The 25694-nt window shown below is 66.9% G+C and carries 24 protein-coding genes; 8 read left to right on the forward strand and 16 right to left on the reverse strand.

Features of this window, described 5'->3' with window-relative positions; translation table 11 throughout:
- Positions 1–11: 11 nt before the first annotated feature.
- Complete coding sequence (locus ACZ42P_RS02465) at positions 12–1169, reverse strand: sensor histidine kinase (protein ID WP_464898522.1); 1158 nt, start codon at positions 1167–1169, stop codon at positions 12–14.
- 157 nt (positions 1170–1326) lie between these two features.
- Here ACZ42P_RS02465 and ACZ42P_RS02470 point away from each other — a divergent pair, with 157 nt between their 5' ends.
- The 8 genes from ACZ42P_RS02470 to ACZ42P_RS02505 all read left to right on the forward strand — a co-directional run bounded on the left by ACZ42P_RS02470 (position 1327) and on the right by ACZ42P_RS02505 (position 10479).
- On the forward strand, positions 1327–2967 hold the full coding sequence (locus ACZ42P_RS02470; RefSeq protein WP_464898523.1) for a methyl-accepting chemotaxis protein: 1641 nt from the start codon (positions 1327–1329) through the stop codon (positions 2965–2967).
- Between the two features lie 37 nt (positions 2968–3004).
- Positions 3005–4132 carry a methyl-accepting chemotaxis protein gene (locus ACZ42P_RS02475; protein WP_464898524.1) on the forward strand — a complete coding sequence of 376 codons (1128 nt, stop codon included), beginning with the start codon at positions 3005–3007 and terminating at the stop codon, positions 4130–4132.
- A 15-nt stretch (positions 4133–4147) separates the two neighbouring features.
- Entirely contained in the window at positions 4148–5113 is a 966-nt protein-coding gene (locus tag ACZ42P_RS02480) for a chemotaxis protein (RefSeq protein ID WP_464898525.1), read from the forward strand.
- 27 nt (positions 5114–5140) lie between these two features.
- Complete coding sequence (locus ACZ42P_RS02485; RefSeq protein ID WP_464898526.1) at positions 5141–6076, forward strand: chemotaxis protein; 936 nt, start codon at positions 5141–5143, stop codon at positions 6074–6076.
- Positions 6077–6137: 61 nt separating this feature from the next.
- On the forward strand, positions 6138–6533 hold the full coding sequence (gene cheY / locus ACZ42P_RS02490) for a chemotaxis response regulator CheY (protein ID WP_464898527.1): 396 nt from the start codon (positions 6138–6140) through the stop codon (positions 6531–6533).
- A 128-nt stretch (positions 6534–6661) separates the two neighbouring features.
- Positions 6662–7282: a protein phosphatase CheZ gene (cheZ, locus tag ACZ42P_RS02495; protein ID WP_464899351.1), complete on the forward strand. Its 621-nt coding sequence runs from the start codon at positions 6662–6664 to the stop codon at positions 7280–7282.
- A 30-nt stretch (positions 7283–7312) separates the two neighbouring features.
- Positions 7313–9184 (forward strand): chemotaxis protein CheA, encoded by a 1872-nt coding sequence (locus ACZ42P_RS02500; protein WP_464898528.1) that lies wholly within the window; start codon positions 7313–7315, stop codon positions 9182–9184.
- Positions 9185–9231: 47 nt separating this feature from the next.
- Positions 9232–10479, forward strand: a complete 1248-nt coding sequence (locus ACZ42P_RS02505; protein WP_464898529.1) for an EAL and HDOD domain-containing protein — start codon at positions 9232–9234, stop codon at positions 10477–10479.
- Positions 10480–10498: 19 nt separating this feature from the next.
- On the opposite strand, the gene ACZ42P_RS02510 is transcribed toward ACZ42P_RS02505, so the two are convergent.
- The 15 genes from ACZ42P_RS02510 to ACZ42P_RS02580 form a co-directional block, all read right to left on the reverse strand.
- A complete protein-coding gene (locus ACZ42P_RS02510) occupies positions 10499–11728 on the reverse strand; it encodes a nucleoside recognition domain-containing protein (RefSeq protein WP_464898530.1) in 1230 nt (409 codons plus the stop codon).
- Positions 11722–12747, reverse strand: a complete 1026-nt coding sequence (gene mltB, locus ACZ42P_RS02515) for a lytic murein transglycosylase B (protein WP_464898531.1) — start codon at positions 12745–12747, stop codon at positions 11722–11724. The genes ACZ42P_RS02510 and mltB overlap by 7 nt, the downstream gene beginning before the upstream one ends.
- Complete coding sequence (locus ACZ42P_RS02520; protein WP_464898532.1) at positions 12744–13586, reverse strand: SDR family NAD(P)-dependent oxidoreductase; 843 nt, start codon at positions 13584–13586, stop codon at positions 12744–12746. Before ACZ42P_RS02520 ends, mltB begins: the two co-directional genes overlap by 4 nt.
- Positions 13587–13599: 13 nt before the next feature.
- Positions 13600–14304 carry a hypothetical protein gene (locus ACZ42P_RS02525; protein ID WP_464898533.1) on the reverse strand — a complete coding sequence of 235 codons (705 nt, stop codon included), beginning with the start codon at positions 14302–14304 and terminating at the stop codon, positions 13600–13602.
- Between the two features lie 49 nt (positions 14305–14353).
- Positions 14354–15019, reverse strand: coding sequence for an SOS response-associated peptidase (locus ACZ42P_RS02530; protein ID WP_464898534.1), 666 nt, complete (start codon positions 15017–15019; stop codon positions 14354–14356).
- Positions 15019–16416: an MBL fold metallo-hydrolase RNA specificity domain-containing protein gene (locus ACZ42P_RS02535; RefSeq protein ID WP_464898535.1), complete on the reverse strand. Its 1398-nt coding sequence runs from the start codon at positions 16414–16416 to the stop codon at positions 15019–15021. The genes ACZ42P_RS02530 and ACZ42P_RS02535 overlap by 1 nt, the downstream gene beginning before the upstream one ends.
- Positions 16417–16424: 8 nt before the next feature.
- Positions 16425–17603, reverse strand: a complete 1179-nt coding sequence (locus ACZ42P_RS02540) for a pyridoxal phosphate-dependent aminotransferase (protein WP_464898536.1) — start codon at positions 17601–17603, stop codon at positions 16425–16427.
- A 155-nt stretch (positions 17604–17758) separates the two neighbouring features.
- Positions 17759–19453, reverse strand: a complete 1695-nt coding sequence (locus ACZ42P_RS02545) for a putative bifunctional diguanylate cyclase/phosphodiesterase (protein ID WP_464898537.1) — start codon at positions 19451–19453, stop codon at positions 17759–17761.
- 104 nt (positions 19454–19557) lie between these two features.
- On the reverse strand, positions 19558–20034 hold the full coding sequence (locus tag ACZ42P_RS02550; RefSeq protein WP_464898538.1) for a hypothetical protein: 477 nt from the start codon (positions 20032–20034) through the stop codon (positions 19558–19560).
- A gap of 10 nt (positions 20035–20044) precedes the next feature.
- Entirely contained in the window at positions 20045–21484 is a 1440-nt protein-coding gene (locus ACZ42P_RS02555) for a DNA recombination protein RmuC (protein WP_464898539.1), read from the reverse strand.
- 143 nt (positions 21485–21627) lie between these two features.
- Positions 21628–21939, reverse strand: a complete 312-nt coding sequence (locus ACZ42P_RS02560; RefSeq protein ID WP_464898540.1) for a glycine zipper domain-containing protein — start codon at positions 21937–21939, stop codon at positions 21628–21630.
- An 83-nt stretch (positions 21940–22022) separates the two neighbouring features.
- Positions 22023–22427: a group II truncated hemoglobin gene (locus ACZ42P_RS02565; RefSeq protein ID WP_464898541.1), complete on the reverse strand. Its 405-nt coding sequence runs from the start codon at positions 22425–22427 to the stop codon at positions 22023–22025.
- Positions 22428–22761: 334 nt separating this feature from the next.
- The gene (locus ACZ42P_RS02570) at positions 22762–24084 is read right to left on the reverse strand and encodes a sigma-54 interaction domain-containing protein (RefSeq protein WP_464898542.1); all 1323 of its coding nucleotides are present in this window, start codon (positions 24082–24084) and stop codon (positions 22762–22764) included.
- A gap of 21 nt (positions 24085–24105) precedes the next feature.
- Positions 24106–25374, reverse strand: a complete 1269-nt coding sequence (locus ACZ42P_RS02575) for an FCSD flavin-binding domain-containing protein (RefSeq protein WP_464898543.1) — start codon at positions 25372–25374, stop codon at positions 24106–24108.
- A complete protein-coding gene (locus tag ACZ42P_RS02580; protein WP_464898544.1) occupies positions 25371–25664 on the reverse strand; it encodes a c-type cytochrome in 294 nt (97 codons plus the stop codon). Before ACZ42P_RS02580 ends, ACZ42P_RS02575 begins: the two co-directional genes overlap by 4 nt.
- Positions 25665–25694 lie beyond the last annotated feature (30 nt).

Raw genomic sequence — 25694 nt, forward strand, 5'->3', positions numbered from 1 at the left:
TGGCTTCCAGTTCAAACGATTGTAGCCAAGGGCAGACTCAGGGTGAACGTGCTGCCCTGCCCGGGCCGGGAGTGAACCGCGACGCGGCCGCCGTGGGCTTCGGCCACGCTGCGCACGATGGCAAGCCCCAGCCCCGTGCCCTCGGCGCGGGTGGTGAAGAAGGGCTCGAAAATGCGCTCGAGATGCGCCGGTTCGATGCCGGGCCCGCTGTCTTCCACCTCAAATGCGACCTCATCACCCTCCACCCGGGCCGCCAGACGCACCCGGTCGCCCGCCTGGCAGACCTGCATGGCGTTTTCCAGCAGGCTCATGAGGGCGCTGCCCAGGGCCTCGCGGCTGCAGGTCAGGCTGGCGCCCTGGGCCTCATTTTGGACCGTAAACGCCAGGCCCCGCGCCTGCATCTGGGGCTCCAGCATCTGGGCCAGATCCGCGAGCAGAGTGGAAACGGCCAGGGTTTCCCGGCCCGCCGCCTCCCCGCGCACGAACAGCAGCATGTCCTGGATCAGGTGTTCCAGATGGCGCAGCCGCTCCAGCACCTTGCCGGCAAAACGCAGGCGCTCGGCCTCCGCCAGCGTGGGACGGTTGAGGTGGGAAGCGTAAAGCAGGGCGGTGGCCAAAGGCGTGCGCAGCTGATGGGCCAGCCGCGCGGCCACCTCACCCATGGCCGACAGGCGCTGGTGGCGTGCCAGCTCACTGCGCAGGGCGTGGGCCTGGGTGACGTCGTGCACCAGCAGCAGGTCGCCGCCGTAGGCCGGCAGGGCCTGGGCGGAGATGCTCAGGCGCCGGCCATCGCGCGTCTCCCATTCGTCCGGGGCGGTCGTGGCGGCCAGGCGCGCCGCCCGCACGCCGGCCCAGGATTCGCCCACCAGGGGCTCCCCGAGCAAGCGCCTCGCCGCCGGATTGACCTGCAGGATGGTGCCCTCCCCGTCCAGCACCACCACGCCCGCAGGCAGGGCATCCAGGAGCCCCGCCAGCCGTTCCGAAAGGGCCTCCTTTTCCTCGTACTGGCGCTTGAGCGCGCCGTTGGCCAGGGCGAGCTCCTCGGTGAGGCTGGCCACCTTCTGCTGCAGCTCGGCATAGGCACGGGCGAGCTGCTCGGAGGCGACGCTGAACAGGGAAAAGGCCTGCTCCAGCTCCCGTGGGTCGATGGGCGGTGTCTGCTCGGACATGGCGCGGCACGCAAAGGCAATGGCGGATTATAGCCCTGCCCCCTCTCCCGGCAGGGAAAACCGGGCGGCCGGGTGCAACGAAAAGGAGGTGCAGTCACCCCTAAAGTTTTCGACACCACCTGCCGCTATAGGGGCACAACCCGTCCCAGTGGAGTCAATGATGTCCGTTTTCAACCAGCTCACTCTGCGCACCAAGCTCACCCTGCTCGTGGTTTCCAGCTCGCTGCTCATGCTGGCCGTGGGGGTGACCGGTCTGTGGGGGCTGCATCAGTCGAACCGGGTGGCGGAGTCCATTTACAGGGAACGGCTGGTCGCCATCGACCTGCTCAACACCATCCGCAACTACCAGATGCAAAACCGCATGGAGCTGCTGGCCGCGCGCCATGAGCAGGACGCCTTCGAAATCCTGGCCCACGCCGACCGCGTGCGCAGCAACATGTACAAGGTGCAGCAGCTGGTGGATGCCTACGCTGCCCGCAAACCCGCCGGCGAGGAAGCCAAACTGTTCGCCGCCTTCGTGGAGGCACGGCGCGTCTTCGGGGAACAGGGCCTGATGCCCCTGATGGATCTTCTGCAGGCGGAAAAATTCGCCGAGGCCGACCGCCTGCGCAGAACGACTGTGGACGCGCTCTACGCCACCCAGTCAGCGGCCATCGACGAACTGATCACCCACCAGACCCGGGCGGCGGAGCGCGACTTCGGCCGCGCCCAGGCGCGGGCGCGGCTGGTGGACGGCATCGCCATCGGCGCCATCGTCCTCGGCGTGGTGCTCTCCACCCTGCTGGGCCTGTTCCTCACCCGCTCGGTGAACCGGGGCGTGGCGCGGCTGGAACAGGCCGCGGCGCGCCTGGCCCAGGGCGACCTCACCACCCGTGCGGATGCCGAAGCCGACGACGAAATCGGTGCCGTGGCCCGGAGCTTCAACCGCATGACCGACCAGTTCGCCGGCATCGTGCGCGAGGTGAGCCAGGCCAGCCACAGCGTGGGCAGTACGGCGGAGCGTCTGTCCGGCGTGGCGGAACAGGTGACCGCCAGCTCCCGCAGCCAGTCCCGGGAGGCGGCCCAGGCGGCGGCGGCCATCGAGGATCTCAACCGGGCGTTCCAGCACATCGCCGTCACCGCCGAGCAGATCGAGGCGGTCGCCAGCGAAGCGCGTGCCCTGGCCGAACAGGGCAACGGTGTGGTCACCAGCGCGGTCAAGGGTATCGAGGAGGTGGCCGCGACGGTGGGCGAGTCGGCGCAGATGATCGGGAAGCTGGGGGAACGTTCCACCCAGATCGGCCAGATCCTGGCGGTGATCAAGGACATCGCCGATCAAACCAACCTGCTCGCCCTCAACGCCGCCATCGAGGCGGCGCGGGCCGGCGAGCAGGGGCGCGGCTTCGCGGTGGTCGCCGACGAAGTGAGGAAGCTCGCGGAGCGCACCGCCCAGGCCACCAATGAGATCTCCGGGATGATCGAGGCCATTCAGTCCGAGACCGCCCGCGCCGTGGCCACCATGGAAAAAGGCAGCCAGCAGGTGGCCGAGGGCGTCAGCCAGGCCAACCAGGCTGGCCGGGCCCTGTCCGACATCAACCGCAGTGTGGCGGACGCCGTGAGCCGTATCCACGAGATCGCCCTCGCCACCCGCAGCCGCACCGGCCAGAGCGACCAGATCACGGCCCAGGTGGAACGGATCGCGGCCCTGGCCGAATCCAACCGCGCCGCCCTGGAGGAGACCACCCAGGCCGTGCATGCCCTGCTGGCGCAGGCCAAAAACCTGGAACAGGTGGTGAACCGCTTCCGCCTGGCATCCTGAATCCCGGACAACGCGCAACAACAAGGAGAGGTGCAGCATGTTTGGCAAGAGCAAGGAACTCATCAAGAAGCTGAGGGCCCAGCTGGACGCCATGACCGCCGAGAAAAGCCGGCTGGCCATGGCCCTGGACAAGGCAAACCAGGAGACTGGCACCCTGGCCGCACGGGTGGCCGAGCTGGAGGCGGAGCTTAAGTTTCAGCGGGGCATGTTCGAGAACATGCAGCGTTTCGGCGCTTCCTTCCTGGAAATGCAGCGCACCCTGGCCGGACTGGCCCAGAACATGAAGGCGGAAAAGGAACATGCCGTCACCGCCGCCAGCGCCTCCGGCGCCAGTCGGGCGGTGATGCAGGACATCGCCTCCAACCTGCAGTCGGTGGCGGAGAAGACCCAGCAGACCGCCGTGAGCGTGGAGCGCCTCAACGAGCGTGCCGGCCAGATCGGCGGCATCGTCAAGCTGATCAAGGAAATCGCCGACCAGACCAATTTGCTCGCCCTCAATGCGGCCATCGAGGCGGCACGCGCCGGCGAGCAGGGTCGCGGCTTCGCCGTGGTGGCGGACGAGGTGCGGAAACTGGCAGAGCGCACCGCCAGCGCCACCAATGAAATTTCCACCCTGGTGGGCGCCATCCAGAGCGAGATCCAAGGCACCAAGGGCCAGATGGAGGCCGAAGCGCGGGAATCCCAATCCTTCAGCCGCAAGGGCGAGGAAGCCACCCAGGCCCTGAAACATCTCATCGAGCTTTCCCGGGACATGGAAGGCGCCATTGCGGCCTCTGCCCTGCGCAGTTTCGTGGAGCTGGCCAAGCTGGACCACCTGGTTTACAAGTTCGAGGTTTACAAGGTCTTCATGGGTCTGTCCGAGAAGCGGCCCCAGGATTTCTCCAGCCACACCGCCTGCCGCCTGGGCAAGTGGTATTACGAAGGCGACGGACACGCCTGCTTCAGCCAGCTGCCCGGTTATCGGGAGGTCGAGGCGCCCCACAAAACCTTCCACACGCACGGCGTGGCGGCGGTGGAAGCCTTTTATGCCGGGGACAGGGGCGGCGCCCTCTCCCACATGCAGAAGATGGAAGAGGCAAGCATGGAGGTGCTCGCAAGCCTTGAGCGCATGGCCGCCAGCGGCGAGGCGGACAGCAGCATCCTCTGCGTCAACCACGGCCACTGAACCGGGAGTCCCGCCATGTCCGAGCTGCTCAAGAACATCGACGCCCGCACCAAGCTGGCCGGTACCAACAAGCTGGAAATCCTGCTTTTCACCCTCGGGACCGATGCGCGCACCGGCCGCCGGGAAACCTTCGGCATCAACGTGTTCAAGGTGCGGGAAGTCATGCGCGTGCCCGAAATCACCCGGGCGCCGGAAATGCCACCGGCAGTGGAGGGCATGGTGAGCCTGCGCGGGGTGCTGGTGCCGGTGGTGGACTTGGTCAAGTTCACCGGCATTCAGACCGAGAACAAGCCGGAAATCATGATCGTCACGGAATACAACGGCCACACCCAGGGCTTCCTGGTGGAGGCGGTGGACACCATCCTGCGCCTGGACTGGTCCTCCATCAAGGTGCCGCCGGAAATGTTCGCCGGGCACATGGGCGGCCTGGTCACCGCCGTGACGGAGCTCAATGACGGGCGTCTGGTCATGCTCATGGACGTGGAGAAGATCCTGGCCGACACGATTCACACGGACGACGATTTCCTCTACAACGCGGTGCAGCCGCTGCAGGTGGAGCACCCGCCCACCATCTTCTTCTGCGACGATTCCGCCATCGCCCGCAAGCAGATCGAGAAGACGCTTCAAGCCATGGGCGTGCACTACCACATGGCCAACAACGGCCGCCAGGCCTGGGAGGCACTGCTCAGGATCGCGGAACAGGCCGAGGCCGCCGGTCTGCCGGTAAGCCATTTCGTCCAGCTCATCCTCACCGACGTGGAAATGCCGGAAATGGACGGCTACATGCTGACCAGGAACGTCAAGAGCGATCCCCGCTTCGCCGGCATTCCCGTGATCATGCATTCCTCGCTGTCCGGGATGTCCAACCAGCAGCTTGGCCGCTCCGTCGGGGTGGATGAATACGTTTCCAAGTTCGAGCCGCAGCGGCTGGCGGAAACGCTCGCCCGCATCCTCAAGGGCAACGTGCGCGCCGCGGCCTGACCCCAATCTGACAACGGAAAGTCGATCATGGATATGCCTGCCAACCCTGCCCTCCTGGAAAGCATCGACGCCCGCACCAAGCTCGCGGGCTCGAACAAGATGGAAATCCTGCTGTTCTCGCTGGGTACCGGCGAGGTGTTCGGCATCAACGTATTCAAGGTGCGCGAAGTGTCCCAGACCCCGCCCATCACGCGCACGCCCAACACGCCGCCCGGGGTGGAAGGCGTGATCTCCCTGCGGGGTAACATCATCCCGGTGATCAACCTGGCCAAATTCGTGCACATCGACGGCGCGCCCGAGAACAGCGGCCAGACCATGATCGTGACCGAATTCTCCCGCCACACCCAGGGCTTTCTGGTGCATGACGTGGACCGCATCATCCGCGTGGACTGGGACAAGGTGAAGCCGCCCACCTCCATGCTCACGGGACAGGATTCCATGATCACCGCCATCACGGAGCTCCCGGACGGCAAGCTGGTGTCCATCCTGGACGTGGAACAGATCCTGGCCCAGGCCCTCGGCGAGGAAGAGGTGCCGCCCCTGGAGCCGGTGCAGTCGGAGAAGGAACACATGGTGTTCTTCGCCGACGACTCCCTGGTGGCGCGCAAGGAAATCGTGAAGGTGCTGGAGACCCTGGGCGTCAAATACCAGCAGGCCACCAACGGCCTGGAAGCCTGGGAAAAACTCCAGGGCCTGGCGGCACGCGCCCAGGCGGAAGGCGTGCCCCTGCGGGAACAGATCAGCCTCATCCTCACGGATGCCGAAATGCCGGAAATGGACGGCTACGTGCTCACCAAGCAGATCAAGTCCGACAAGCGGTTCGAGGGCATTCCGGTGATCATGCACTCCTCCCTCTCGTCCGAGGCCAACCGGGCCATGGGCCAGAACGTGGGCGTGGACAACTATGTGGCGAAATTCGACCCGGCAGTGCTGGCGGAGACCCTGCGTCCCTTCCTGCACTGAAATCACACGACGATGACAATGAACAGAGAGCCTCACATGCAGATGAACCAAGGAGCGCCGCATGGCTGATCCGAACATGAAATTCCTGGTGGTGGACGATTTCTCCACCATGCGCCGCATCGTGCGCAACCTGCTCAAGGAGCTGGGCTTCACCAACGTGGAGGAAGCCGAAGATGGGGTGGTGGCGCTGCAGAAGCTGCGCAACGGCAAGTTCGACTTCGTGGTCAGCGACTGGAACATGCCCAACATGACCGGGCTGGAGCTGCTCAAGAATATCCGCAGCGACCCTGCGCTCAAGCATATCCCGGTGCTCATGGTGACCGCGGAGGCGAAGAAGGAAAACATCATCGCGGCGGCCCAGGCCGGCGCCAGCGGCTACGTGGTGAAACCCTTCACCGCGGCCACCCTCGAGGAAAAACTCAACAAGATCTTCCAGAACCTAGGAGGTGCCAAGTGAGCAACACGGCAAGCGGTGACAGCGACGAACTGGAAGCGCTGTTCGACAGCATCGTGCGCGCCAACGCCCTGGCCGAGGCCGGGCAGGCGCCGGCGCCGGTCGAAGAGGCCCCCGCCCCGGCCGGCCCGGTGGAAGGCGGCATCACGGAGCCCTATTACAGCCAGCTGGGCCAGCTCACGCGCAAGCTGCACGACACCCTCAAGCAGCTGGGCTACGACAAGAGTCTGGAAAAGGCGGTGGATTCCATGATCCCGGATGCCCGCGACCGCCTGGCCTACATCGCGGCGCTCACCCAGCAGGCGGCGGAACGCGTGCTCAACGCCACCGACGTGGCCAAGCCCATCCAGGAAGAGCTGGAATCCAAGTCCAATGCCCTGTCGGCGCGCTGGGACAGCCTGTTCCGCAACGAGCTGTCGGTAGAGGATTTCAAGCAGCTGGTGCACGAGACCCGGGGCTTCCTGCAGGACGTGCCGCGCATGACCTCCGCCACCAATGCCCAGCTGCTGGAGATCATGATGGCCCAGGATTTCCAGGATCTCACCGGGCAGGTGATCCGCAAGATCATCGACATGGCCCAGGAGATGGAAAACGAGCTGCTCAAGGTGCTGGTGGCCAATACGCCCGCCGAGAAGCGGCCTCACCTGGAGTCCGGTCTGCTCAATGGCCCGGTGGTGAATGCCGAGGGCCGCAGCGACATCGTCACCAGCCAGGAACAGGTGGACGAGCTGCTGGAAAGCCTGGGCTTCTGAGGTCACGACACAACGGGAGGACAAGCCCCCATGAGCGCATTCGAAGGCATGGAAGATCTGCTCCAGGACTTCCTCACGGAAGCCACGGACCTCCTGTCCGAGGTGGACAACCGGCTGGTGGAGCTGGAGAAGTCGCCGCAGGACCGGGATCTCCTGAACCAGATTTTCCGCGGCTTCCACACCATCAAGGGCGGCGCGGGCTTCCTCAACGCCACCCCCCTGGTGGAACTGTGCCACCGCACGGAAAACCTGTTCGACAAGCTGCGCAACGGGGAGATGTCCCTCACCCCGGAGATCATGGACGTGATCCTGGCCGCCACCGCGGCGGTGCGCGAAATGTTCGGCTTCCTCGCCCAGGGCCGCATGCCGGAACCCGCCGACAAGGATTTGATGCTGGAGCTGGATGCGGTGCTGGCCGGTGACAAGGCGATGCAGGTGTGGCAGAACCAGGCAGCCCACACGCCCCAGGAGCCGGTGGAGGACGCGGCCGCGCCGGCCCCCTCCGGCCCGGGGGTGCAGGAACAGGGTCCCGACTGGCGGCTGCTCTATCACGCCCTGCTGGGCACCCGCCCCGAGGAAAACGTCACCCCGGCGCAACGTTCGGCCCCGGCGGCCGCGGCGCCCGCCGCCTCGCCGGCTCCTCCCACGCGGCTGGAACCGAGAACGTCACCCGCCAAGGGCGCGGCCCCCAACTCGGCCAAGGAAACCACCATCCGCATCGACACGGCGCGGCTGGACCAGGTGCTCAATCTCTCGGGCGAGATCGGCCTCACCAAGAACCGCCTCAACTGCCTGCGTGCGGACATCCTCGCCGGCAAGACCGATGCCGCCACCCTCAAGGCCCTGGACGAGGCCGTGAGTCAGCTGGATCTGCTGGTGGGCGATCTGCAGAACGCCGTGATGAAGACGCGCATGCAGCCCATCGGCCGCCTGTTCCAGAAGTATCCGCGGCTTGCGCGCGATCTGGCGCGCAGCCTGGGCAAGGACGTGGAGCTGGTGCTGGAAGGGGAAGATACCGAGATCGACAAGACCATGATCGAGGATCTCAACGATCCCCTGGTGCACCTGGTGCGCAACGCGGTGGACCACGGCGTGGACAGCCCGGAGGAACGGCTCGCCGCGGGCAAGCCGGCCAAGAGCGTGATCAAGCTGTCGGCCCAGCAGGTGGGCGACCACATCGTGATCGAGATCGCCGACGATGGGCGCGGCATCCGCCCCGACGTGATCCGGCGCAAGGCCCTGGAGAAGGGTCTGATCGACGTGGAGACCGCCAACAGCCTGGACGAACGCCAGAGCCTGAATCTCATCTTCCTGCCCGGATTCTCCACCAAGGACCAGATCTCGGACGTCTCGGGCCGCGGGGTCGGCATGGACGTGGTGAAGACCAACATCACCCGCCTCAACGGCCGCATCGACATCCGCTCCGTGGTGGGCCAGGGCACCACCTTCACCATCACCCTGCCCCTGACCCTGGCCATCCTGCCGGTGCTGATCGTGCGCCTGGGCAGCCAGCCCTTCGCCGTGCCCCTGTCCATGGTGCGCGAGATCATTCCCATCCGGCCCGACGAGGTGCAGCAGGTCTCGGGGCGCGCCACCCTGGTGGTGCGTGACGAGGTGCTGCCGGTGAAGACCCTGGCCGGCATCATCGGCTGGCCGGAGGAGGGACCGCCCGCCTTCGGCGTGCTCATGCAGTCCGGCGAGTCGGCCTTCGTGCTGGCCATCGACGGTTTCATCGGCCGCGACGACGTGGTGATCAAGCCGCTGGAGGGCATCAAGCCCCATGGCGTGGCGGGTGCGACGCTCTCCGGGGATGGTCAGGTGGTGCTGGTGCTGGACATGGAAGCGCTGCTCGCCGGCGACACGCCCAGCCCCCAGGCCAGTCTGTTCCGCGCCGCCGGCTAACCCCCAGCGGGGCCTGAACGACCGCGACCTCCCGTGGAGAGCAAGCCATGAATCCCTTCGCGCCTGCCGCCCTCACCCGCAGCACCGAGGAAGTCTTCGTCGGCCGTCAGCCCATCGTGGACAGCCAGCAGCGCATCGTCGGCTACGAGCTCCTGTTCCGCGAGGAGGCCGGCGCCACCCGGGCCGACGTCACGGACGACCTGCTGGCCGGCACCCGGGTGCTGGTCAACACCCTGAACAACATGGGGACGGAATGGCTGTTCGGTGACCGGATCGCCTTTCTCAACGTCTCCAATGCCATGCTCGAAAGCGATTTTCTGGAACTCCTGCCGCCCCGTCGGGTGGTGCTGGAAATCCTGGAAGACGTGGCACCCACACCGGCCCTGCTGCAGCGACTGGGCGACCTGCGCGCCCGGGGCTTCACCTTCGCCCTGGACGATTACGACGGCAATCCCGCCCTCGATCCCCTTCTGCCCCTGGTCAGCTACCTGAAGATCGACGTGCTGGCCACGCCCCCGGAACGGCTGCCGGCGCTGGTGAGCGCCGCACGCCGGCACCCGGTGAAGCTGGTGGCGGAGAAGGTGGAAACCCGCGGCATGTTCAATACCTGCCGCAACCTCAAATTCGACCTGTTCCAGGGTTTCCATTTCGCCCATCCGGAAACCCTCACGGCGCGGGTGATCAACCCCGGTCAGGCGCTGGTGCTGGAGCTGCTCAACAAGGTGCGCGCCAACGCCGACATCGCCGAGCTGGAAAAGGGTTTCAAGCGCGACGTGGCCCTGTCCTTCAAGCTGCTGCGCTACATCAATTCCGTGGGCTTCGGCCTCTCCTGCGAAATCCAGTCCATCCGGCATGCCCTGGCCATCCTGGGCTACCAGCAGCTCTACCGCTGGCTCACCCTGCTGGTGGTCACCGCCAACGAGGGCTCGACGCCACCCGCGCTCATGAAGACGGCGGTCACCCGCGGCCGCCTCACGGAACTGCTGGGCATGGAGCTGCTGGACAAGCACGAGCGGGACAATCTGTTCATCGTGGGCATCTTCTCGCTGCTGGACGCGATGCTGGAGATGCCCATGGAGCAGATCCTGGAAAAGCTGCACCTGCCGGAGCCCATCGCCGACGCTCTGCTGCACCGGGAAGGGGTGTATGGTCCCTTCCTGCAGCTCGCGGAAGCCTGCGAGGGGGCCGACATCCCGCGCATCCGCGCCCTGGCCGAATCCCTCACCCTAGACCCGGAACGGGTGAACGCGGCGCACCTGCAGGCCCTGGCCTGGGTGGAGGAACTGGGCGTCTGACGCCTGCCGCCGGCAGGCTTCAGCCGAAGAACAGATAGGTCACGGCGATCGCCGCGGCCACGCCCGCGAGATCCGCGAGCAGGGCGCAGCCCACCGCGTGGCGCGCGCGCCGGATGCCCACCGCGCCGAAATAGACTGCCAGCACGTAGAAGGTGGTCTCCGTGCTGCCCTGGATCACCGCCACCAGACGTCCGGCGAAGGAATCGGGCCCGAAGGTGCGCATGGTCTCCACCATCATCGCCCGTGCCCCGCTGCCCGAGAGGGGCTTCACCAGCGCCGTGGGCAGGCCGTCCACGAAACGCGCATCCAGCCCCGCCCCCGTCACCAGACCCCGGATGCCGTCCAGCACCAGCTCCAGGGCCCCACTGGCCCGCAGCATGCCGATGGCGACCAGCATCGCCACTAGGAAGGGAATGATTCCCACCGCAATCTGGAAACCCTCCTTTGCTCCCTCGATGAAAATCTCATAGACCGGCAGCCGCCGGCGCAGCGCGCCCAGCAGGAAGACGGCGATGAGCCCAAGCAGGATGGCATTGGTGGCGATGGCCGACTGACGCTGCATCTCCGCCGCGGGCAGGGACGCGAAATAGGCGGCCATGCTCCCCACCAACGCCGTGGCACCCCCCAGATAGAGCATCACCACGGGATCCCACAGGCGGATGCGCTGCACCGCCGCCACCGCCAACAGACCCGCCAGGGTGGAGCACCAGGTGGCAATAAGGATGGGAATGAACACGTCGGTGGGATCGAGCGCCCCCAGCTGGGCGCGGTAGGTGAAGATGGTGATGGGAAAGACCGTCACCGACGAGGCGTTGAGCACGAGAAACAGAATCTGGGCGTTGCTGGCCGTCTCCGGGTGGGGGTTGAGGCCCTGCAGCTCGCGCATGGCCTTGAGTCCCAGCGGGGTGGCGGCATTGTCCAGTCCCAGCACGTTGGCAGCGAGATTCATGACCACTGCCCCCTGCGCCGGATGACCGGCGGGCACTTCCGGCATCAACCGGGTCAGCAGCGGCGACAGGAACCGGGTGAGCAGCATGAGCACGCCGCCCGCTTCGCCGATGCGCATGAGCCCGAGCCACAGACTCATCACGCCGGTGAGTCCCAGCGCCACCTCGAAGGCCAGGCGGCTGCTGTCGAACATGCTCTTCATGAGGGCGGCGAACACTTCGCCGTGGCCCAGCAGCGTGACCTGCACCAGGGCGGTGGCCAGCGCCACCAGCAGAAAACCCGCCCAGATGGCGTTCAGCATTGACGCGCGGCGGCGCGGCCGTTGCAGGCGGTGGCGCGGGCGGCGGCGATGGCCGTGGCCAGCTGGTGCACCGCCAGGGCATACTGGAAGCTGCGGTTGTAGCGGGTGATGACGTAGTAGTTCTGGAAGGCGAGCCAGAATTCCGGACCCACCGTGGTGTCCAGGCGCACCAGCATGGCCTCGGCCTCTTCGGGCACCGCCTCGCCCGGGGTGACGCCCCGCCGGCGCCACTCGGCGACGCTGCGGCGCGTGCTCCAGCCCGTGTTGGCGAACTCCCGCGTCTCCTCCCCCGCCACTTCCACGGGCACCGCCACCGGCCCGCCTGGCTGCCAGCCGAAGGCCTGCAGATAACGGGCCACGCTGCCGATGGCATCCACCGGATTGCGCCAGAGATCGGCCTGACCGTCGCCATCGAAATCCACGCCATACTGGCGGCAGCTGCTGGGCATGAACTGCCCCAGCCCCATCGCACCCGCGTAGGAACCCTTCACCGCCAGGGCATCGAATCCCTGCTCCCGGGCGAGCAGGAGGAACTGCCCGAGCTCGCGCCGGAAATAGTCGGCACGGGGGGGATAGGCCACCGCCAGGGTGGTGAGGGCATCCAGCACCCGCCAGCCCCCGGTGTTGCGACCATACTGGGTCTCCACCCCGAGGATGGCCACGATCACCGACTCCGGCACGCCGTAGGTTTGCCGCGCCCGGGCCAGGGTTTCGGCATGGGTCTGCCAGAAGCCCACGCCCCCCTGGATGCGCGTCTCGTTGAGGAACAGGGGACGATACTGGTCCCAGGGCCGCGCCTCTGCGGGGAGCGAAATGGCGCGCACGATCTGGGGCTTGAGATGCACCTGCCGGAACAGCCGGTCGAGTTCCTGCACGTCCAGCGCCAGCGTGTCCGCCATTTCCTGCACGAAGGCAGCGTAACCGGGCTGCGCGGCGAACAAAGGGCCGGGATCCGGCGCGCGCCGCGCCGCCACGGGCAGACTCACGGCCAACAGCACCGCCCAAAGCAGCGCCCTCATTGCGCCTCCCCCCTGCCCACGCCGAGCAGCAGGCGGTCCAGCCAGCGGTCGGGCAGCCAGCGCCGCGCATACCAGAACAGGGTGGCGGGCACCGTGACGCGATAGCGGGTCCGGGGCCGGCGCGCTTCCAGGGCCCGTAGGGCGGCTCCCAGCACGGCCTCGGCGGGCAGGGTGAAGGGGGCGGCGGAGCCTGGCTTGGTCAGACGGCGCTCCATGGCCTCGTAGCGTTCCCGGTGCGCGCTGTGCAGCTTGTCGATGTTGCGCTGGTAGGCGGCGAAGGCGTTGGCACGGAAGCGGCTTTCGATGGGTCCGGGCTCGATCAGCACCACGTGGATGCCAGTGCCCGCCAGCTCCAGGCGCAGAGTGTCGCTGATGCCCTCCAGCGCGTATTTGGAAGCAATGTAGGCGCCGCGGTAAGGCAGCGCCACATAGCCCAGCAGCGAGCTCACCTGCAAGATGCGCCCGTGACCCTGGCGGCGCATCACGGGAATGATGCGGTTGGTGAGTTCCACGGTGCCGAACAGGTTGGTCTCGAACTGTTCCCGCAGCACCTCGCGGCGCAGATCCTCCACCGCCCCAGGCTGGCCATAGGCGCCGTTGTTGCACAGGGCGGTGAGCCGGCCTCCGGTCTGGGTCAGCACGCTGTCCACGGCCGCCGCGATGGAACCGGAATCGGCGAGATCGAGGGACACGGCCGGGAAACCCTCTTTGGCAAGGCGCGCCACGTCCTCCGCCTTGCGCGCGCTGGCGAACACCCGCCAGCCCCGGGCCGCAAGACCGCGCGCGAGGGCGAGGCCAATACCGCTGGAACAGCCGGTGATGAGTATGCTCTTGTCCATGACGGTGGTCAGACTATATGGGTAGAAAGACGGCCGTGGCGAGATTCTGGATGACACGCACGATGGTGCGCTGGGTGCGGCCCGCGACGATGCGCGCCATCATGTCCGTCTCGCCGATCAGCTTGCCGAACTCGCGCTCGAAGGAAAGATTGCGCACCTCCCCGCCCATCTCGTTGGAAAGCAGGTAGGGTTCGCCCCGGGTATCGCGCGCGTTCGCCAGCTTCCAGGCCGCGATCTCGTAATTGCGCGCGGCGTTGTAGAGCTTCTGGGGATCCAGCTCGTCCAGCGCGTAGAACTCGGTGCGGTCGTTGTAGGCCGCCAGGGTCATGGTGGCCAGCCCCCAGATGAAAGCCAACACCCGGTCGCCACCGTAATCGTCACGGAAGGCCAGGTGCACCGCCTCGGTGCCGCGCCTGCCCTGCAACGCCGTTAGCTCCCGCTGGAAGCCCCCCTCGAACAGGTACGCCATGGCCTGTTCCAGGGACGCCTGCCCGCCCTTGCGCCATTCGCGCGGATTGCGCCGGTAGAGTTTTTCCGCCAGCACGCGCAGGTGGTCGAAGGCTGCCTGCACGTGCAGCTCGGCCACATTGTCGATGTCGGTCTTGGCCAGGGACGCGACGCGGAATTCGGCTGGGGCGGGCCGGGCGGCCGGTGGACCGCCGGCATGGGTGCAGGCAAGCAGAAAACAGGCAAAGAAGGCAGGTAGGAGCCAGCGCATGTGGCGCCAGTGTAGCCCGAAACCCGCTGCCGGTGACACCGCGAAGCCCTCACGGCACCAGGGGACGGATCAGCTCCGGGCCGTCGTTGCGCGGATTGTTCACCCGCGTGCTCACGGGTTCGGCCACCAGCTCATCCCCGGCATAGGGAGCGAGCAGGGCAAGACACGCCTGCGCCGGTGTGGCCGGGTCGAGCCAGGTGCGGTAGCTCTCCGGCGGCAGGATCACCGGCATGCGCTCGTGGATGGACCGCATCCATGCGTTGGCTTCGGTGACGATGATGGTGCAGGTTTCCAGCACCGCCTCCCCACCCTGCCAGCGTTCCCACAGCCCGGCGAAGGCAAAGGGTTGACGGTCCCTGCGGTGGATGTACCAGGGTTGCTTGGCCGTCCCCTGCTTTTGCCATTCGTAGAAACCGTCGGCCGGGATGAGGCAGCGTCGGCGCCGGAAGGCGTCGCGGAAGGCAGGTTTCACCGCCACCGTCTCCGCGCGGGCATTGATGGTGCTGTAGTCGCTGCGGGGTTCCTTCGCCCAGTGGGGAACGAGCCCCCATTTCACCCAGGCGAGCTCATAGCCGCCCGTGGCACCGACGCGGATGATGGCCACCGGCAGACTGGGCGCGATGTTGTAGGAAACGGGCACAAGCGGCAGGCTCACGCCCAGCACCGCGCCGATCGGGGAGAGATCCGGGGTGGTGAGCGTATAGCGGCCGCACATCAGAGTCGCTCCAGATGGAGCCGCTGGCCGGCTTGCGGCGTGTGCACGCGTGCGCCGAGGCTGGTGCGCAGATGCTGGGCCAGGGCATCCATGGCCGAGGGCTCGCCGTGCACCAGGGCCACGGGCGGCCGGCCGCGGAAATGGGCATACCAGGCGGCGAGTCCTGCCTGGTCCGCATGGGCGGACAACCCGCCCACGGTGTGGATGCGGGCCCGCACGGGCACCTCCTCGCCGAACAGATGCACCTTTTTTGCGCCATCCACCAGCGCCCGGCCCAGGGTGCCCTGGGCCTGGAAGCCGACGATGAGCACATGGGACTGGGCGAAGGGCAGGTTGCGCTTGAGGTGGTGCAGAATGCGCCCACCGGTGCACATGCCACTGCCGGCGATGATGATGGCCCCCGCGCGGATGTCATTGATGCGCATGGATTCCTCTGCCGTGCGCGTGAGGCGCAGGTTGGGCAGGGCGAAGGGATCGCCGTGATGGGCCACGATCTCCCGCGCCGCCTTGTCGTACACGCCCTGGTACTTGCGATAGAGTGCGGTGGCCTCGATGGCCATGGGACTGTCCAGGAACACGTGCCACTCATCGAGGTGCCAGTCCCGGTAGTGGCGCGCGAACACGTAAAGCAGCTCCTGGGTGCGCCCCACGGCGAAGGCCGGCACCAGGATGTTGCCCTTGCCTGCGCGGGCGCTGCCGACGATCTCGCCCAGCTCTGCCCAGGTGGCGTCCCAGGGTCGGTGGCAACGGTCGCCGTAGGTGGATTCCATCACCACCAGATCGGCCTCCTCGAGCGGCGTGGGATCGGCCAGGATGGGCGCCCCCGCATGCCCCAGGTCGCCGCTCACTACCACGCGCCGGGTGAGACTGCCCTCCTGCATGCGGATGTCCACCATGGCCGAGCCCAGGATGTGTCCCGCGTCGTGCAGGGTGATGGTGACGCCCGGCAGGATGTCCACGGGCTCGCCGTAATCGATGGGCTGGAAATGGCGCTCGGTGGTATAGACGTCGTCCTGGTCGAACAGGGGGTCGAGGCGCGGTTTGCCCCGCCCGGCCTGATAGCGGTTGTAACGCTCCGCTTCCTTCTCGTTGAGATGGGCCGCGTCCTCCAGCATCACGCGGCACAGGGCAGCGGTGGCGCGGTGGGCATAGACAAAGCCGCGGAAGCCGGCCTTGATCAGCACCGGCAGACGGCCGGAGTGGTCCAGATGGGCATGGGTGAGCACCACCGCGTCGATCTCGCGGGCATTGAAGGGCAACGGCGCCCGGTTGAGCTTTTCGTGCTCGGGCGAACCCTGGATCAGTCCGCAGTCCACCAGGAAGCGGTGGCGTCCCACCTGGAACAGGTGGCAGGAGCCCGTGACCTCGCGCGCCGCGCCGTGGAACTCGATGTGCATGGGGCACCCTATCCAAGTATCCGGGCCAGTCGTGCCACGCCTTCCTGCAGCCGATCCATGCCGGTGGTGTAGGCAAAGCGCAGGTGGTGCTGCGCCCCGTGGCTGCCGAAGTCGATGCCCGGTGTGACCGCCACCCCGCCCGCCTCCAGCAGCCGCCGCGCCAGGGCCATGCTGTCGTCGGTGAAGCGCTCGCACCCTGCATAGACGTAGAAGGCGCCGTCCGGCGCGATGGGCACGCCAAACCCCAGCTCGCGCAGTGCCGGCACCAGGAAATCCCGCCGGCGCTGGAATTCCCCGCGCCGTTCTTCCAGGATGGCCAGGGTCTCGGGCCGGAAGGCGGCCAGGGCCGCGTGCTGGGCAAGGGTGGAGGGCGCGAGGAACAGGTTCTGGGCCAGGCGTTCCAGAGCCGGCACAAAGTCCGCCGGCGCGACCAGCCAGCCCAGCCGCCAGCCCGTCATGCCGAAATATTTGGAAAAGCTGTTCACCACGAACACCTCGTCGCTCACGGCGAGGGCGGTGCACGCCTCGCAACCATAGGTGAGCCCCTGGTAGATCTCGTCCACGATGAGGGCCCCACCCCGCGCGGCCACAGCCGCGTGCAACGCAGCCAGCTCATCGAGCGGAAGCAGCATGCCCGTGGGATTGCCGGGTGTGGCCACCAGCAGCGCACGGGTGCGGGGCTGCCAGTGGGCGGCAATGGCGTCCGGGGTGGGTTGGTAGCGGGTATCCGGGCCGACCGGGATACTGCGCGCCCGTGCCTCCAGGAAGCGCGCGAAATGCCGGTTGCAGGGGTAACCTGGATCCGCCAGGAGCAGCTCGTCATCCCGTCCCAGCAGCACCCCGAGGGCGAGCAGCAGGGCGCCGGAAGCACCGGGCGTGACCACGATGCGCGCCGCCGGCACCCGCACGCCGTAGCGGCTGTGGTAGAAGTCGGCGATCGCCTCGCGCAGGGCAGGCAGCCCCAGCGCCGGCGTATAGTGGGTATGGCCCGCACGCAGCGCCTGGATGCCCGCCTCGACGACGGGTGGAGCAGTGGGGAAATCCGGTTCGCCGATTTCCATGTGCACGATGTCGCGTCCCGCGGCCTCCAGGGCACGGGCGCGCGCGAGGATGTCCATCACATGGAAAGGCTCAATAGCCTGGACGCGGCTGGCGGGAGTTGGCACGGACATGGGCGGACTCGGCATCTGCGAAGGACGTGGCTGGCCGACGCCATTATCCCGGAAACCCGGCCCTCACGGCAGCGGGCCGTGGCAGGCGCTTCAGCGGCGACCCATGGCCTTGTTCAGGGCCCCCTCATCGCGGCTGAAGCCGCTTTCCCCACTGCTGCCACACTCCGCGCTCAGCCTCCAGCCGGCGCTGCGGCGCTGTCACGCACCAGCCGGATGCGGCCATTTTCCACGGTCATGCTCCCCGCTTGGCGCATGCCTTCGATCCAGGCAGCGAAATCCGCCGCACCCAGCGGCCGCGTCATGAAGTAACCCTGGGCCGCGTCGCAGCCCAGATCGCGCAGCCGCTGGAACATGGCGGCATCTTCCACGCCTTCGCCGATCACCGCCAGCCCAAGGTTGTGCCCCAGCTCGATGGTGGCGTGCACGATCACCGCATTGGTGGTGTTCTCCGCCATGTCGAGCACGAAGGACTTGTCGATCTTGATTTCGTCCACCGGCATCTTGGACAGATAGGACAGGGAGGAATAGCCGGTTCCGAAATCGTCGATGGCGATGCGCACTCCCATGTCCGAAATGCGCGACACGATCAGCATGGCGCGGTCCCTGTCCACCATGATGGCGCTTTCGGTGATTTCCAGGATGAGCCGCTCCGGCGCCACGTCGCGCGCGGCCAGCGCGCCGGCGACGACGTCCGGCAGGTCCAGATCGAACAGCACCTGGGCCGAGATGTTCACCGCCACCCCCAGATCCAGCCCGCGTTTCTTCCAGGCGCTGGATTGGTCCAGGGCGTGGTTCAACACCCACAGGGTGAGCGGCTTGATGAGCCCGGTGCGTTCCGCCAGGGGGATGAATTCGTCCGGATACATGAGGCCGTGCCTGGGATGGTTCCAGCGCACCAGCACTTCCACCTCCTCCACCCGGCCGCTCTTGAGATCCACCTTGGGCTGGTAATGCAGCACCAGCTGGTCGTTCTCGATGGCGTGGCGCAGCTCGCCCATGAGGGTGAGCCGCTGGGGACTGTACTCGTCGTATTTGGGGGAATAGACGAGAAAGCCCGCGCGGTTGCGCTTGGCGGCATACATGGCCACGTCCGCGCGCTGCAGCAGGGTGTCGGGATCGGTGCCATGCTCCGGATAGATGGCGATGCCGATGCTGCCCCGCACGTCGAGCTTGAGCTGCTCCAGCATGAAGGGCGTTTCCATGGCCTTCTCGATCTTCTTCACCACCGCCCCCACCGCCCTGATCTCGGACAGGTCCGGTGCCAGTACCGCGTATTCGTCGCCGCCCAGGCGCGCCACACTCTCCGGTTCCTGCAGCGCCGAATGCAGGCGGGTGGCCACCTGTTTCAGCAGCCGGTCGCCGTTGTAGGGTCCCATGGCCTCGTTGATTTCCTTGAAGCGGTCGATGTCCATCACCAGCACCGCCACATGCTTCTGCTGCCGTGCCGCGGCCAGCAGCGCCTGGGCCAGCCGGTCCTTGAACAGGAAGCGGTTGGGCAGCCCGGTGAGCTGGTCGTGGGTGGCGTTGCGCGTGGCCTGGGCTTCCAGGGCTATGGTCTGGGCCCGCAGCTCGGAAGTCTGGTCCACCAGCATCGCCCCGGCCTCGTAGGCGATCAGGGAGCTCACATATTGTCCCCACAGCGCGAACACGAAAGGCATGGCGTCCAGGATCCACAGCGTGACGTTGGTGCGCTGCGCGTCCAGGATGGTCTCGACACTGATGCGGCCGGTCTGGGTGAAGGCCACCCCCAGGGTGGCGATCACGATTGCCGCGAAGGCGATCAGCACACCGTAGATGGCATGCCTGCTGGCCTTGGCCTTGAGCAGATCGGCATTGGTGGTGAAGACCTGGCTCGCCTGGGCCATCTCGGAGTACCCCGGGGGATTGTTGGTTGCGATTGCCGCCTTTGGCAATAGCGGCAGGCCGACTGCCGACTTTAGGGGTGGTTGCCAGCCCGTGGGCTGGGGTCTCAGCGGATACCGGCGCGGGCGAGTGCGGCCCTGACGTCGAAAGCCGTGGTGCGGCGCCAGCCTTCCTCCAGTTTGCTCACATAGCCCTGGATGGGATAGCGCGCCGCCAGCGCCGCCAGAGTGCAGCGCGCCACGGCCGCCTCGTCCGGCCCGCTGCAGGTGCCCTTGCGCCGCGCCAGGATCACGGCGAAATGACGCTGGCCGTCCGGACCCTTGATGTTCTCCACGTCGTAGTTCTCCACCAGGGCCAGGTAGAGAAACGCGAAATCGTGCAGCACGGGCAGCGCGTCCCGGCCTTCCAGAATGAAGCGCAGGCAGGTGTCGTCTGGACAGTGCTCGACGACGGCCTGCCGGCTGGTCTGCACCATGCCCACGTTCTTGGCGCCGAACACCTGCTTGAGGGGCCAGCCCGCGCCCTCCGCGCTTAAGGCCGGCGCGAGCATCAGTCCAAGCAGCAGCGCAAGCATCCCGCGCATGCCGGTTGCCTCAGTTGAGCGGCCGCGCCGCCTCCTCGTCCTCCTCCACCTGCAGGAGTTCGAGGCGGGCTGCGGCTTCGTCGTGTTCCAGTTCCACCGCCTCGATCTGGGCGAAGCGGCGGCTGATCTTCTGGCTGGTGATGTGCACCTTTTCGGCGTCCTCGTGGGCCTGGCGGATGTGGTCGGCAAGTTTCTTCATGCGGACGTCGAACAGATGGAAATCCTTGGACAGCTTGGCCAGGGAATCCTTGATGATGTGCACCTGCTTGCGGGTCTCCACATCCTTGATCACGGCACGCGCGGTGTTGAGGATGGCCATCATGGTGGTGGGGGAGACGATCCATACCCGCTTCTGCATGGCGTAATCCACCAGGTCCGGGTGATAGCCGTGGATCTCGGCAAACACGGCCTCCGCCGGCACGAACATGACGGCCCCGTCCGCCGTCTCGTTGGGAATGATGTATTTGGCGGCGATATCGTCGATGTGCCTTTTCACGTCCTGCTTGAACTGGCGCTGGGCCGCCGCCCGCTCCACCTCGGACAAGGATTTGTCGAACATGCGGTGGTAGTTCTCCAGGGGGAACTTGGAATCCACCGCGATGGTGCCGGTGGGCTCCGGCAGGAACAGGGCGCAGTCCACGCGCGTGCCATTGGACAGCTTGTGCTGCATGGCGTAGATGGGTTGCACCGGATTGTTGGGCAGGATGTTGCGCACCAGGGTTTCCAGCTGCACCTCGCCGAAGGCGCCACGCGCGCGCTTGTCGCCCAGGAGCTCCTGCAGGCTCACCACATTGGTGGTGAGCCCGTCGATCTTCTTCTGGGCTTCGTCGATGGTGGCCAGCCTGGCCATGACCTGGGTGAAGGTCTCGTTGGTCTTGCGGAAACCCTCGTCCAGCCGCTCAGAGACCTTGCCCGAGATTTGCTCCAGACGGCTGTCCGTGGTCTTGGTGAGGGCTTCCATGGCGCTCATGAGCTGCTGGGTCACCGCCGCCATGGTCTTGGCGATGAGCTCCTGATCGGCCCGCCCCTGCTCGGTCATGGTCTGGACCAGGCGCGCCATCACCTCCTCGCGCAGGGCATTGAGCCGGTCCTGGGTGGCTGCGGCCGTCTCCATGAGGCTGCGCGCCATCATCTCCCGCAACTGGCCGAGGCTTTCCGTCTGCGCCACCTGGAGCTGGTGCATGGCCTCGCGCGTGAGCTTGAGCTCCAGGGAAATGACATTGCGCTGGCGTTCGGCGTTGTCGGCGATCACCTGGTTGATGCGGTCACCCTGCTTGTTGAGGCCGTCGTTGAGGTCGGCCAGCATCAGCCGGTGCTTGTCCTCCAGCATCTGGCCGATCTCCACCGGGAAATGCTCCTGCAGGCGCGCCATGTGTCCCAGGCGCAGCCCGATCCAGAATGCGCCCAGCACGACGAACAGCAGCAGGACACCGATCAGGATTTCCAGCATGGACACTCCACCCTTCCCGCGCCAAGCGGCGCCGGTCCAGTATAACAAGGCCGCGCCTTCTGCGCGCAGCCGGGGCGACCAGCCGGCCGGACCCCTAAAAAGAAACCCGGCACTGGGCCGGGCTTCGGAGCGGGCGTTGGGAGTCAGTCGTCCCAGCGGTGACGGTGTTTGTGCTTGTGATGGCCGAGATGGAGGCCGTGGTCGTGGTGTTCTTCCACGTACACGACTTCCTTCTTCACGCGCCTGGGACGGTCCTGGGTGGCAATGGCCGCGCCGGCTGCGCCGCCCAGACCTGCGCCGATCACCGCGCCTTCACGTCCAGCCACGGCCGACCCCACCGCCGCACCGGCGGCACCCCCGAGGGCCCCCCCGACGACGGCGTCCGTGTCCAGCGCATGGGCCGTGGAAACCAGGCCGGCAGAAGCCAGCACCACTGTCAGCAAAGTCCGTTTCATGGTCCATCCTTTCATAAAAATCCGCGCGCCCTGTATACCATTCCCCGTGCCCGCAGACAATGAATCTTCTGTCAGGAAGACCCTCACCCCGGCACGTTGCGCATATGATCGGCCGTGCGCGCAAAAGCTTGAGCCAGTTCCCGGCGCAGTTTTTCCTCCACCCCCACCTCTTCCATGGCTCGGACCATGCAGGCCAGCCACTGGTCGCGCTCCGCCACCCCGATGGGAAACGGCAGATGCCGCGCCCGCAGCCGGGGATGGCCGAAAGCCTCCACATACAGTGGCGGGCCACCCATCCAGCCCGAGAGGAACATGAAGAGCTTCTCCCGGGAGCCCGTCAGGTCGCGCGGATGCAGCTTGCGGATGCCGTGGTAGTCCGGATCCTCGTCCATGAGGTCGTAGAAGCGGTCCACCAGCTCGCGCAGCTTCGCTTCGCCGCCGAGCCGCTCGTAATGGGTTTGCATCATGGCGCGGTGAATCATGGTCATCGCAGACTGTCCCAGTCACCTGACCCAGTCACCCGAATGGTACCGCACCCGAGGCAATCCCCGAAGGGCTGCCCGGCCGTGGCAATCCCTGCGGGGGACGGGGCACCAGTTCTGTGGCAACCTTGGGGGAGCGGCTTCAGGCGCCATGGCTGCCGTGGGAGCGGCTTCAGCCGCGACCAGAGCCGCAAACCGGGAAATTCTGCCCTGAACCTCCCCTGCAACGTGCGGGCTAGCGCCACACGCAGTGGAGCAGCGAGGCCCCTGGATTTTTAAGCGGGCGCTGCCCCGGGAATCCGGCGTCAGACCCAGCGGCTGCGACCGCCGTTTCGGCGCCTCAGCGCAGTTGGTAGCGCGCGAGTTTGCGGTAGAGGGTGCGTTCGCTGATGCCCAGTGCCTGGGCGACGCGCCGCCGGTTGCCCTGATGGCGGGTGAGCATTTCGGCGATATGGCGTGCCTCCACTTCCGGCACCTTCTTCAGCAGCACGTTGGGCAGCGGCGCCTCGACCCGACCCGGCGACGTGGCCGTCTCCCGCTGGAAGAGTATGTGTTCGGCGTCGATGAGCCCGTTGGGGCTCAGGGCGGCCGCCTTCTGCAGCACATTGCGCAATTCGCGCACGTTGCCCGGGTAGTGGTGTTGCATAAGCTGCGCCAGCGCCCCGTCGGTAAGCCGGTAACGCCGCCCCGCCCGCTGGCCGATACGGGTCAGCAGGGCCTCCGCCAACACGGGAATGTCCTCCCGGCGCTCCCGCAGCGGCGGCAGGCGCACGTCGATACCGGCGATGCGGTAGTAGAGGTCCTGGCGGAAGCGCCCTTGGTCCACCATGGCCAGCAGATCCCGGTTGGTGGCGGACACCAGGCGCACGTCGGCATGGAGAATCTCCCGCCCCCCGACCCGCCGGAACTCGCCGGTTTCCAGCACCCGCAGCAGCTTGGCCTGCATGGCCAGGGGAATTTCGCCGATCTCGTCCAGGAACAGCGTGCCGCCATGGGCCTGTTCGAACAGCCCTTCACGCCGGCCGACGCAACCGGTGAACGCCCCGCGCTCATGGCCGAACAGTTCCGCCTCGAACAGCGTTTCCGGAATGGCCGTGCAGTCCAGGGCCACGAAGGGCCTGGCCGCCCGCGACGACCGGCGGTGCACGAACTGGGCGGCGAGCTCCTTGCCCACGCCGGACTCGCCCAGAAGCAGCACGGGGGCTTCGGACAGCGCCGCGGCGGTGAGATGCTCGACGCAGTTCAGGAAAGCCGGCGAGCGGCCAATCATGCGCAGCTCGTCGCAGTCCAGCTCTGCCGCCCCCAGGCGGGTAATGGCCTCGCCCAGGAAGCGGCGCCCGTCCCGGGCCACCACGCGGTGCCCCACCAGTTTCACGTGCTCCGGATTGCCCAGCGCGTCGAAATGGGTGTGCACCAGCTCCACCCGGCCTTCCCCGCCGAACACCCGGCGGTGCGGGCAGTCCTCGCCATTCTCGTGGCACGGCACGGGGGAATGGTGGGACACCTCGTGGCAGAAACGGCCCCGGATCGCTTCCCGCTCCACCCCGTAGGCGGCGCAGTAGGCCCCGTTCGCCGCCACGATGCGGTAATCGGCATCGATGAGCACGAACGGGCTGTCCTGCAGGTCGATGATCTGCTGCCAGTCGATGTCGGGTTCTTCCATCCGCCGCTCTCTGCCCCTTTTTCAGGCGAACAGGTCGTTCATGATGTTGAAATACCAGGCCATGGCCAGAAACCCCTCGTCGGCGCTGGGCCCGGGTGACACGCCGCCGGCACCCTGGACGGGCACCATGGTCCTGGCCGCGGCATCGTACCGGTACACCGCCGCGACGTGAATCGCCTCGCGCTTCGAGACGAAACTGTAGCAGGTGTTGGCCATGATGGGGGTCTGGTCCGGGGCCTCGCCGGCCATCAGGCGGGCGATGGCCGCGGCGGCAACCTTGGCCTGCTGGTTGGCCATGTGGCCAGACTTGGGCATGCCCTTGGCCGCGAGCAGCGCGTCCCCCAGGACGTGGATGCGGGGCACGTTGCGCGACTCGTAGGTCAGGAAGTCCACTGCCGCCCAGCGGGCATCGCCCTTCTCCCCGGTGGCCTTGAGCACAAAGGCGGGCGCCCGCTGCGGCGGGATCAGGTTCAGCACATCGGCCTTGTGCCTGCCCTGGACGCCCATGTCCACTTCCCCGGTGGCGAGGTTCACCGCCTTCAGCTCCGCACTGGGGAGATATTCCAGCACCCCCTTCAGGCGGCTGTCCCAGTACTGGCGGAAAAGATCGCGCTTGGCCTGGACATCGGCGTTGGCATCGAACACGAGGAGTTTCGAGCGGGGCTTGAAATTGGCCAGGAAATCACCGATGAGTGTGGCCCGCTCATAGGGTCCCGGCGGACAGCGGAACGGCGCCTTGGGCACATACAGGGCCACCACCCCGCCCGGTGCCAGGGTGTGGATGCGCTTGCGCAGCTCCATGGTCTGGGGCCCCGCCTTCCAGGCATGCAACACCTTGTCCGGCGTGTTTTCCGCGCCGGGCAGCCCGGCGAAGTCGAACTCCACGCCCGGTGCCAGCACCAGGCGGTCAAAGCCCACGACCCCGCCCCGGGCCAGGCGCACCTGACGCTTGTCGGGATCCACGGCGACCACCGCATCCTGGATGCGCTCGACACCGGCTCCCTCCACGGTCACATAGTCCCGGGTGATGTCGTGCATGGACAGGGTGCCGTAGATGACCCGGTTGCTCATGGGACAGGAAATGAACTGGCTGGCCGGCTCCACGAGGATGATGCGCAGACCCGGGGCCCAGCGCTTGAGGTAGCGGCAGAAGGTGACGCCGGCGAATCCCCCGCCCACGACCACCACGCTGCCCTGGGCGGCCCGGGCCCAGCGGGGAAGCGTCAACCCCAACGCCAGCGTGCCGCCCAGGGCAAGAAATCGCCGGCGGGATGCATCGCGTGCGCTCATCGTACGCCTCCTTTTGCCCATACCTCGGCGATTTGTTGGATCTCCTGATCGGTGTAGCCCTTCATGAGCTGGGGCATGACCGTGCCCTGCCGACGTCCTTCCCTGAAGGCCTTCATGTCCTCCGCCAGATCCCGGGCGCTGTGGCCCGCGAGCGAGGGCATGCCGCCCTCGGACCGTCCCGTCGGTCCATGACAGGCGGCGCACGCCGCCGCCCAGGTGCGTGCCTGCTGGTCCTGCGCCCAGGCCGCCAGGGGCGCCAGGGCCAGAACAGCGAGGCCAATCGTGGTCATCCGCATCACTCCTCCTCCGTGTCAGGGCTG

This window comes from Thiobacter subterraneus (genome assembly GCF_055379455.1).

Excerpts from the sequence above, each read along its gene's own strand:
- ACZ42P_RS02465 (WP_464898522.1), bottom strand. The coding sequence starts at position 1,169 with ATGTCCGAGCAGACACCGCCCATCGACCCACGGGAGCTGGAGCAGGCC.
- ACZ42P_RS02470 (WP_464898523.1), top strand. The coding sequence starts at position 1,327 with ATGATGTCCGTTTTCAACCAGCTCACTCTGCGCACCAAGCTCACCCTG.
- ACZ42P_RS02475 (WP_464898524.1), top strand. The coding sequence starts at position 3,005 with ATGTTTGGCAAGAGCAAGGAACTCATCAAGAAGCTGAGGGCCCAGCTG.
- ACZ42P_RS02480 (WP_464898525.1), top strand. The coding sequence starts at position 4,148 with ATGTCCGAGCTGCTCAAGAACATCGACGCCCGCACCAAGCTGGCCGGT.
- ACZ42P_RS02485 (WP_464898526.1), top strand. The coding sequence starts at position 5,141 with ATGGATATGCCTGCCAACCCTGCCCTCCTGGAAAGCATCGACGCCCGC.
- cheY (WP_464898527.1), top strand. The coding sequence starts at position 6,138 with ATGGCTGATCCGAACATGAAATTCCTGGTGGTGGACGATTTCTCCACC.
- ACZ42P_RS02500 (WP_464898528.1), top strand. The coding sequence starts at position 7,313 with ATGAGCGCATTCGAAGGCATGGAAGATCTGCTCCAGGACTTCCTCACG.
- ACZ42P_RS02505 (WP_464898529.1), top strand. The coding sequence starts at position 9,232 with ATGAATCCCTTCGCGCCTGCCGCCCTCACCCGCAGCACCGAGGAAGTC.
- ACZ42P_RS02510 (WP_464898530.1), bottom strand. The coding sequence starts at position 11,728 with ATGCTGAACGCCATCTGGGCGGGTTTTCTGCTGGTGGCGCTGGCCACC.
- mltB (WP_464898531.1), bottom strand. The coding sequence starts at position 12,747 with ATGAGGGCGCTGCTTTGGGCGGTGCTGTTGGCCGTGAGTCTGCCCGTG.
- ACZ42P_RS02520 (WP_464898532.1), bottom strand. The coding sequence starts at position 13,586 with ATGGACAAGAGCATACTCATCACCGGCTGTTCCAGCGGTATTGGCCTC.
- ACZ42P_RS02525 (WP_464898533.1), bottom strand. The coding sequence starts at position 14,304 with ATGCGCTGGCTCCTACCTGCCTTCTTTGCCTGTTTTCTGCTTGCCTGC.
- ACZ42P_RS02530 (WP_464898534.1), bottom strand. The coding sequence starts at position 15,019 with ATGTGCGGCCGCTATACGCTCACCACCCCGGATCTCTCCCCGATCGGC.
- ACZ42P_RS02535 (WP_464898535.1), bottom strand. The coding sequence starts at position 16,416 with ATGCACATCGAGTTCCACGGCGCGGCGCGCGAGGTCACGGGCTCCTGC.
- ACZ42P_RS02540 (WP_464898536.1), bottom strand. The coding sequence starts at position 17,603 with ATGCCGAGTCCGCCCATGTCCGTGCCAACTCCCGCCAGCCGCGTCCAG.
- ACZ42P_RS02545 (WP_464898537.1), bottom strand. The coding sequence starts at position 19,453 with ATGGCCCAGGCGAGCCAGGTCTTCACCACCAATGCCGATCTGCTCAAG.
- ACZ42P_RS02550 (WP_464898538.1), bottom strand. The coding sequence starts at position 20,034 with ATGCGCGGGATGCTTGCGCTGCTGCTTGGACTGATGCTCGCGCCGGCC.
- ACZ42P_RS02555 (WP_464898539.1), bottom strand. The coding sequence starts at position 21,484 with ATGCTGGAAATCCTGATCGGTGTCCTGCTGCTGTTCGTCGTGCTGGGC.
- ACZ42P_RS02560 (WP_464898540.1), bottom strand. The coding sequence starts at position 21,939 with ATGAAACGGACTTTGCTGACAGTGGTGCTGGCTTCTGCCGGCCTGGTT.
- ACZ42P_RS02565 (WP_464898541.1), bottom strand. The coding sequence starts at position 22,427 with ATGACCATGATTCACCGCGCCATGATGCAAACCCATTACGAGCGGCTC.
- ACZ42P_RS02570 (WP_464898542.1), bottom strand. The coding sequence starts at position 24,084 with ATGGAAGAACCCGACATCGACTGGCAGCAGATCATCGACCTGCAGGAC.
- ACZ42P_RS02575 (WP_464898543.1), bottom strand. The coding sequence starts at position 25,374 with ATGAGCGCACGCGATGCATCCCGCCGGCGATTTCTTGCCCTGGGCGGC.
- ACZ42P_RS02580 (WP_464898544.1), bottom strand. The coding sequence starts at position 25,664 with ATGACCACGATTGGCCTCGCTGTTCTGGCCCTGGCGCCCCTGGCGGCC.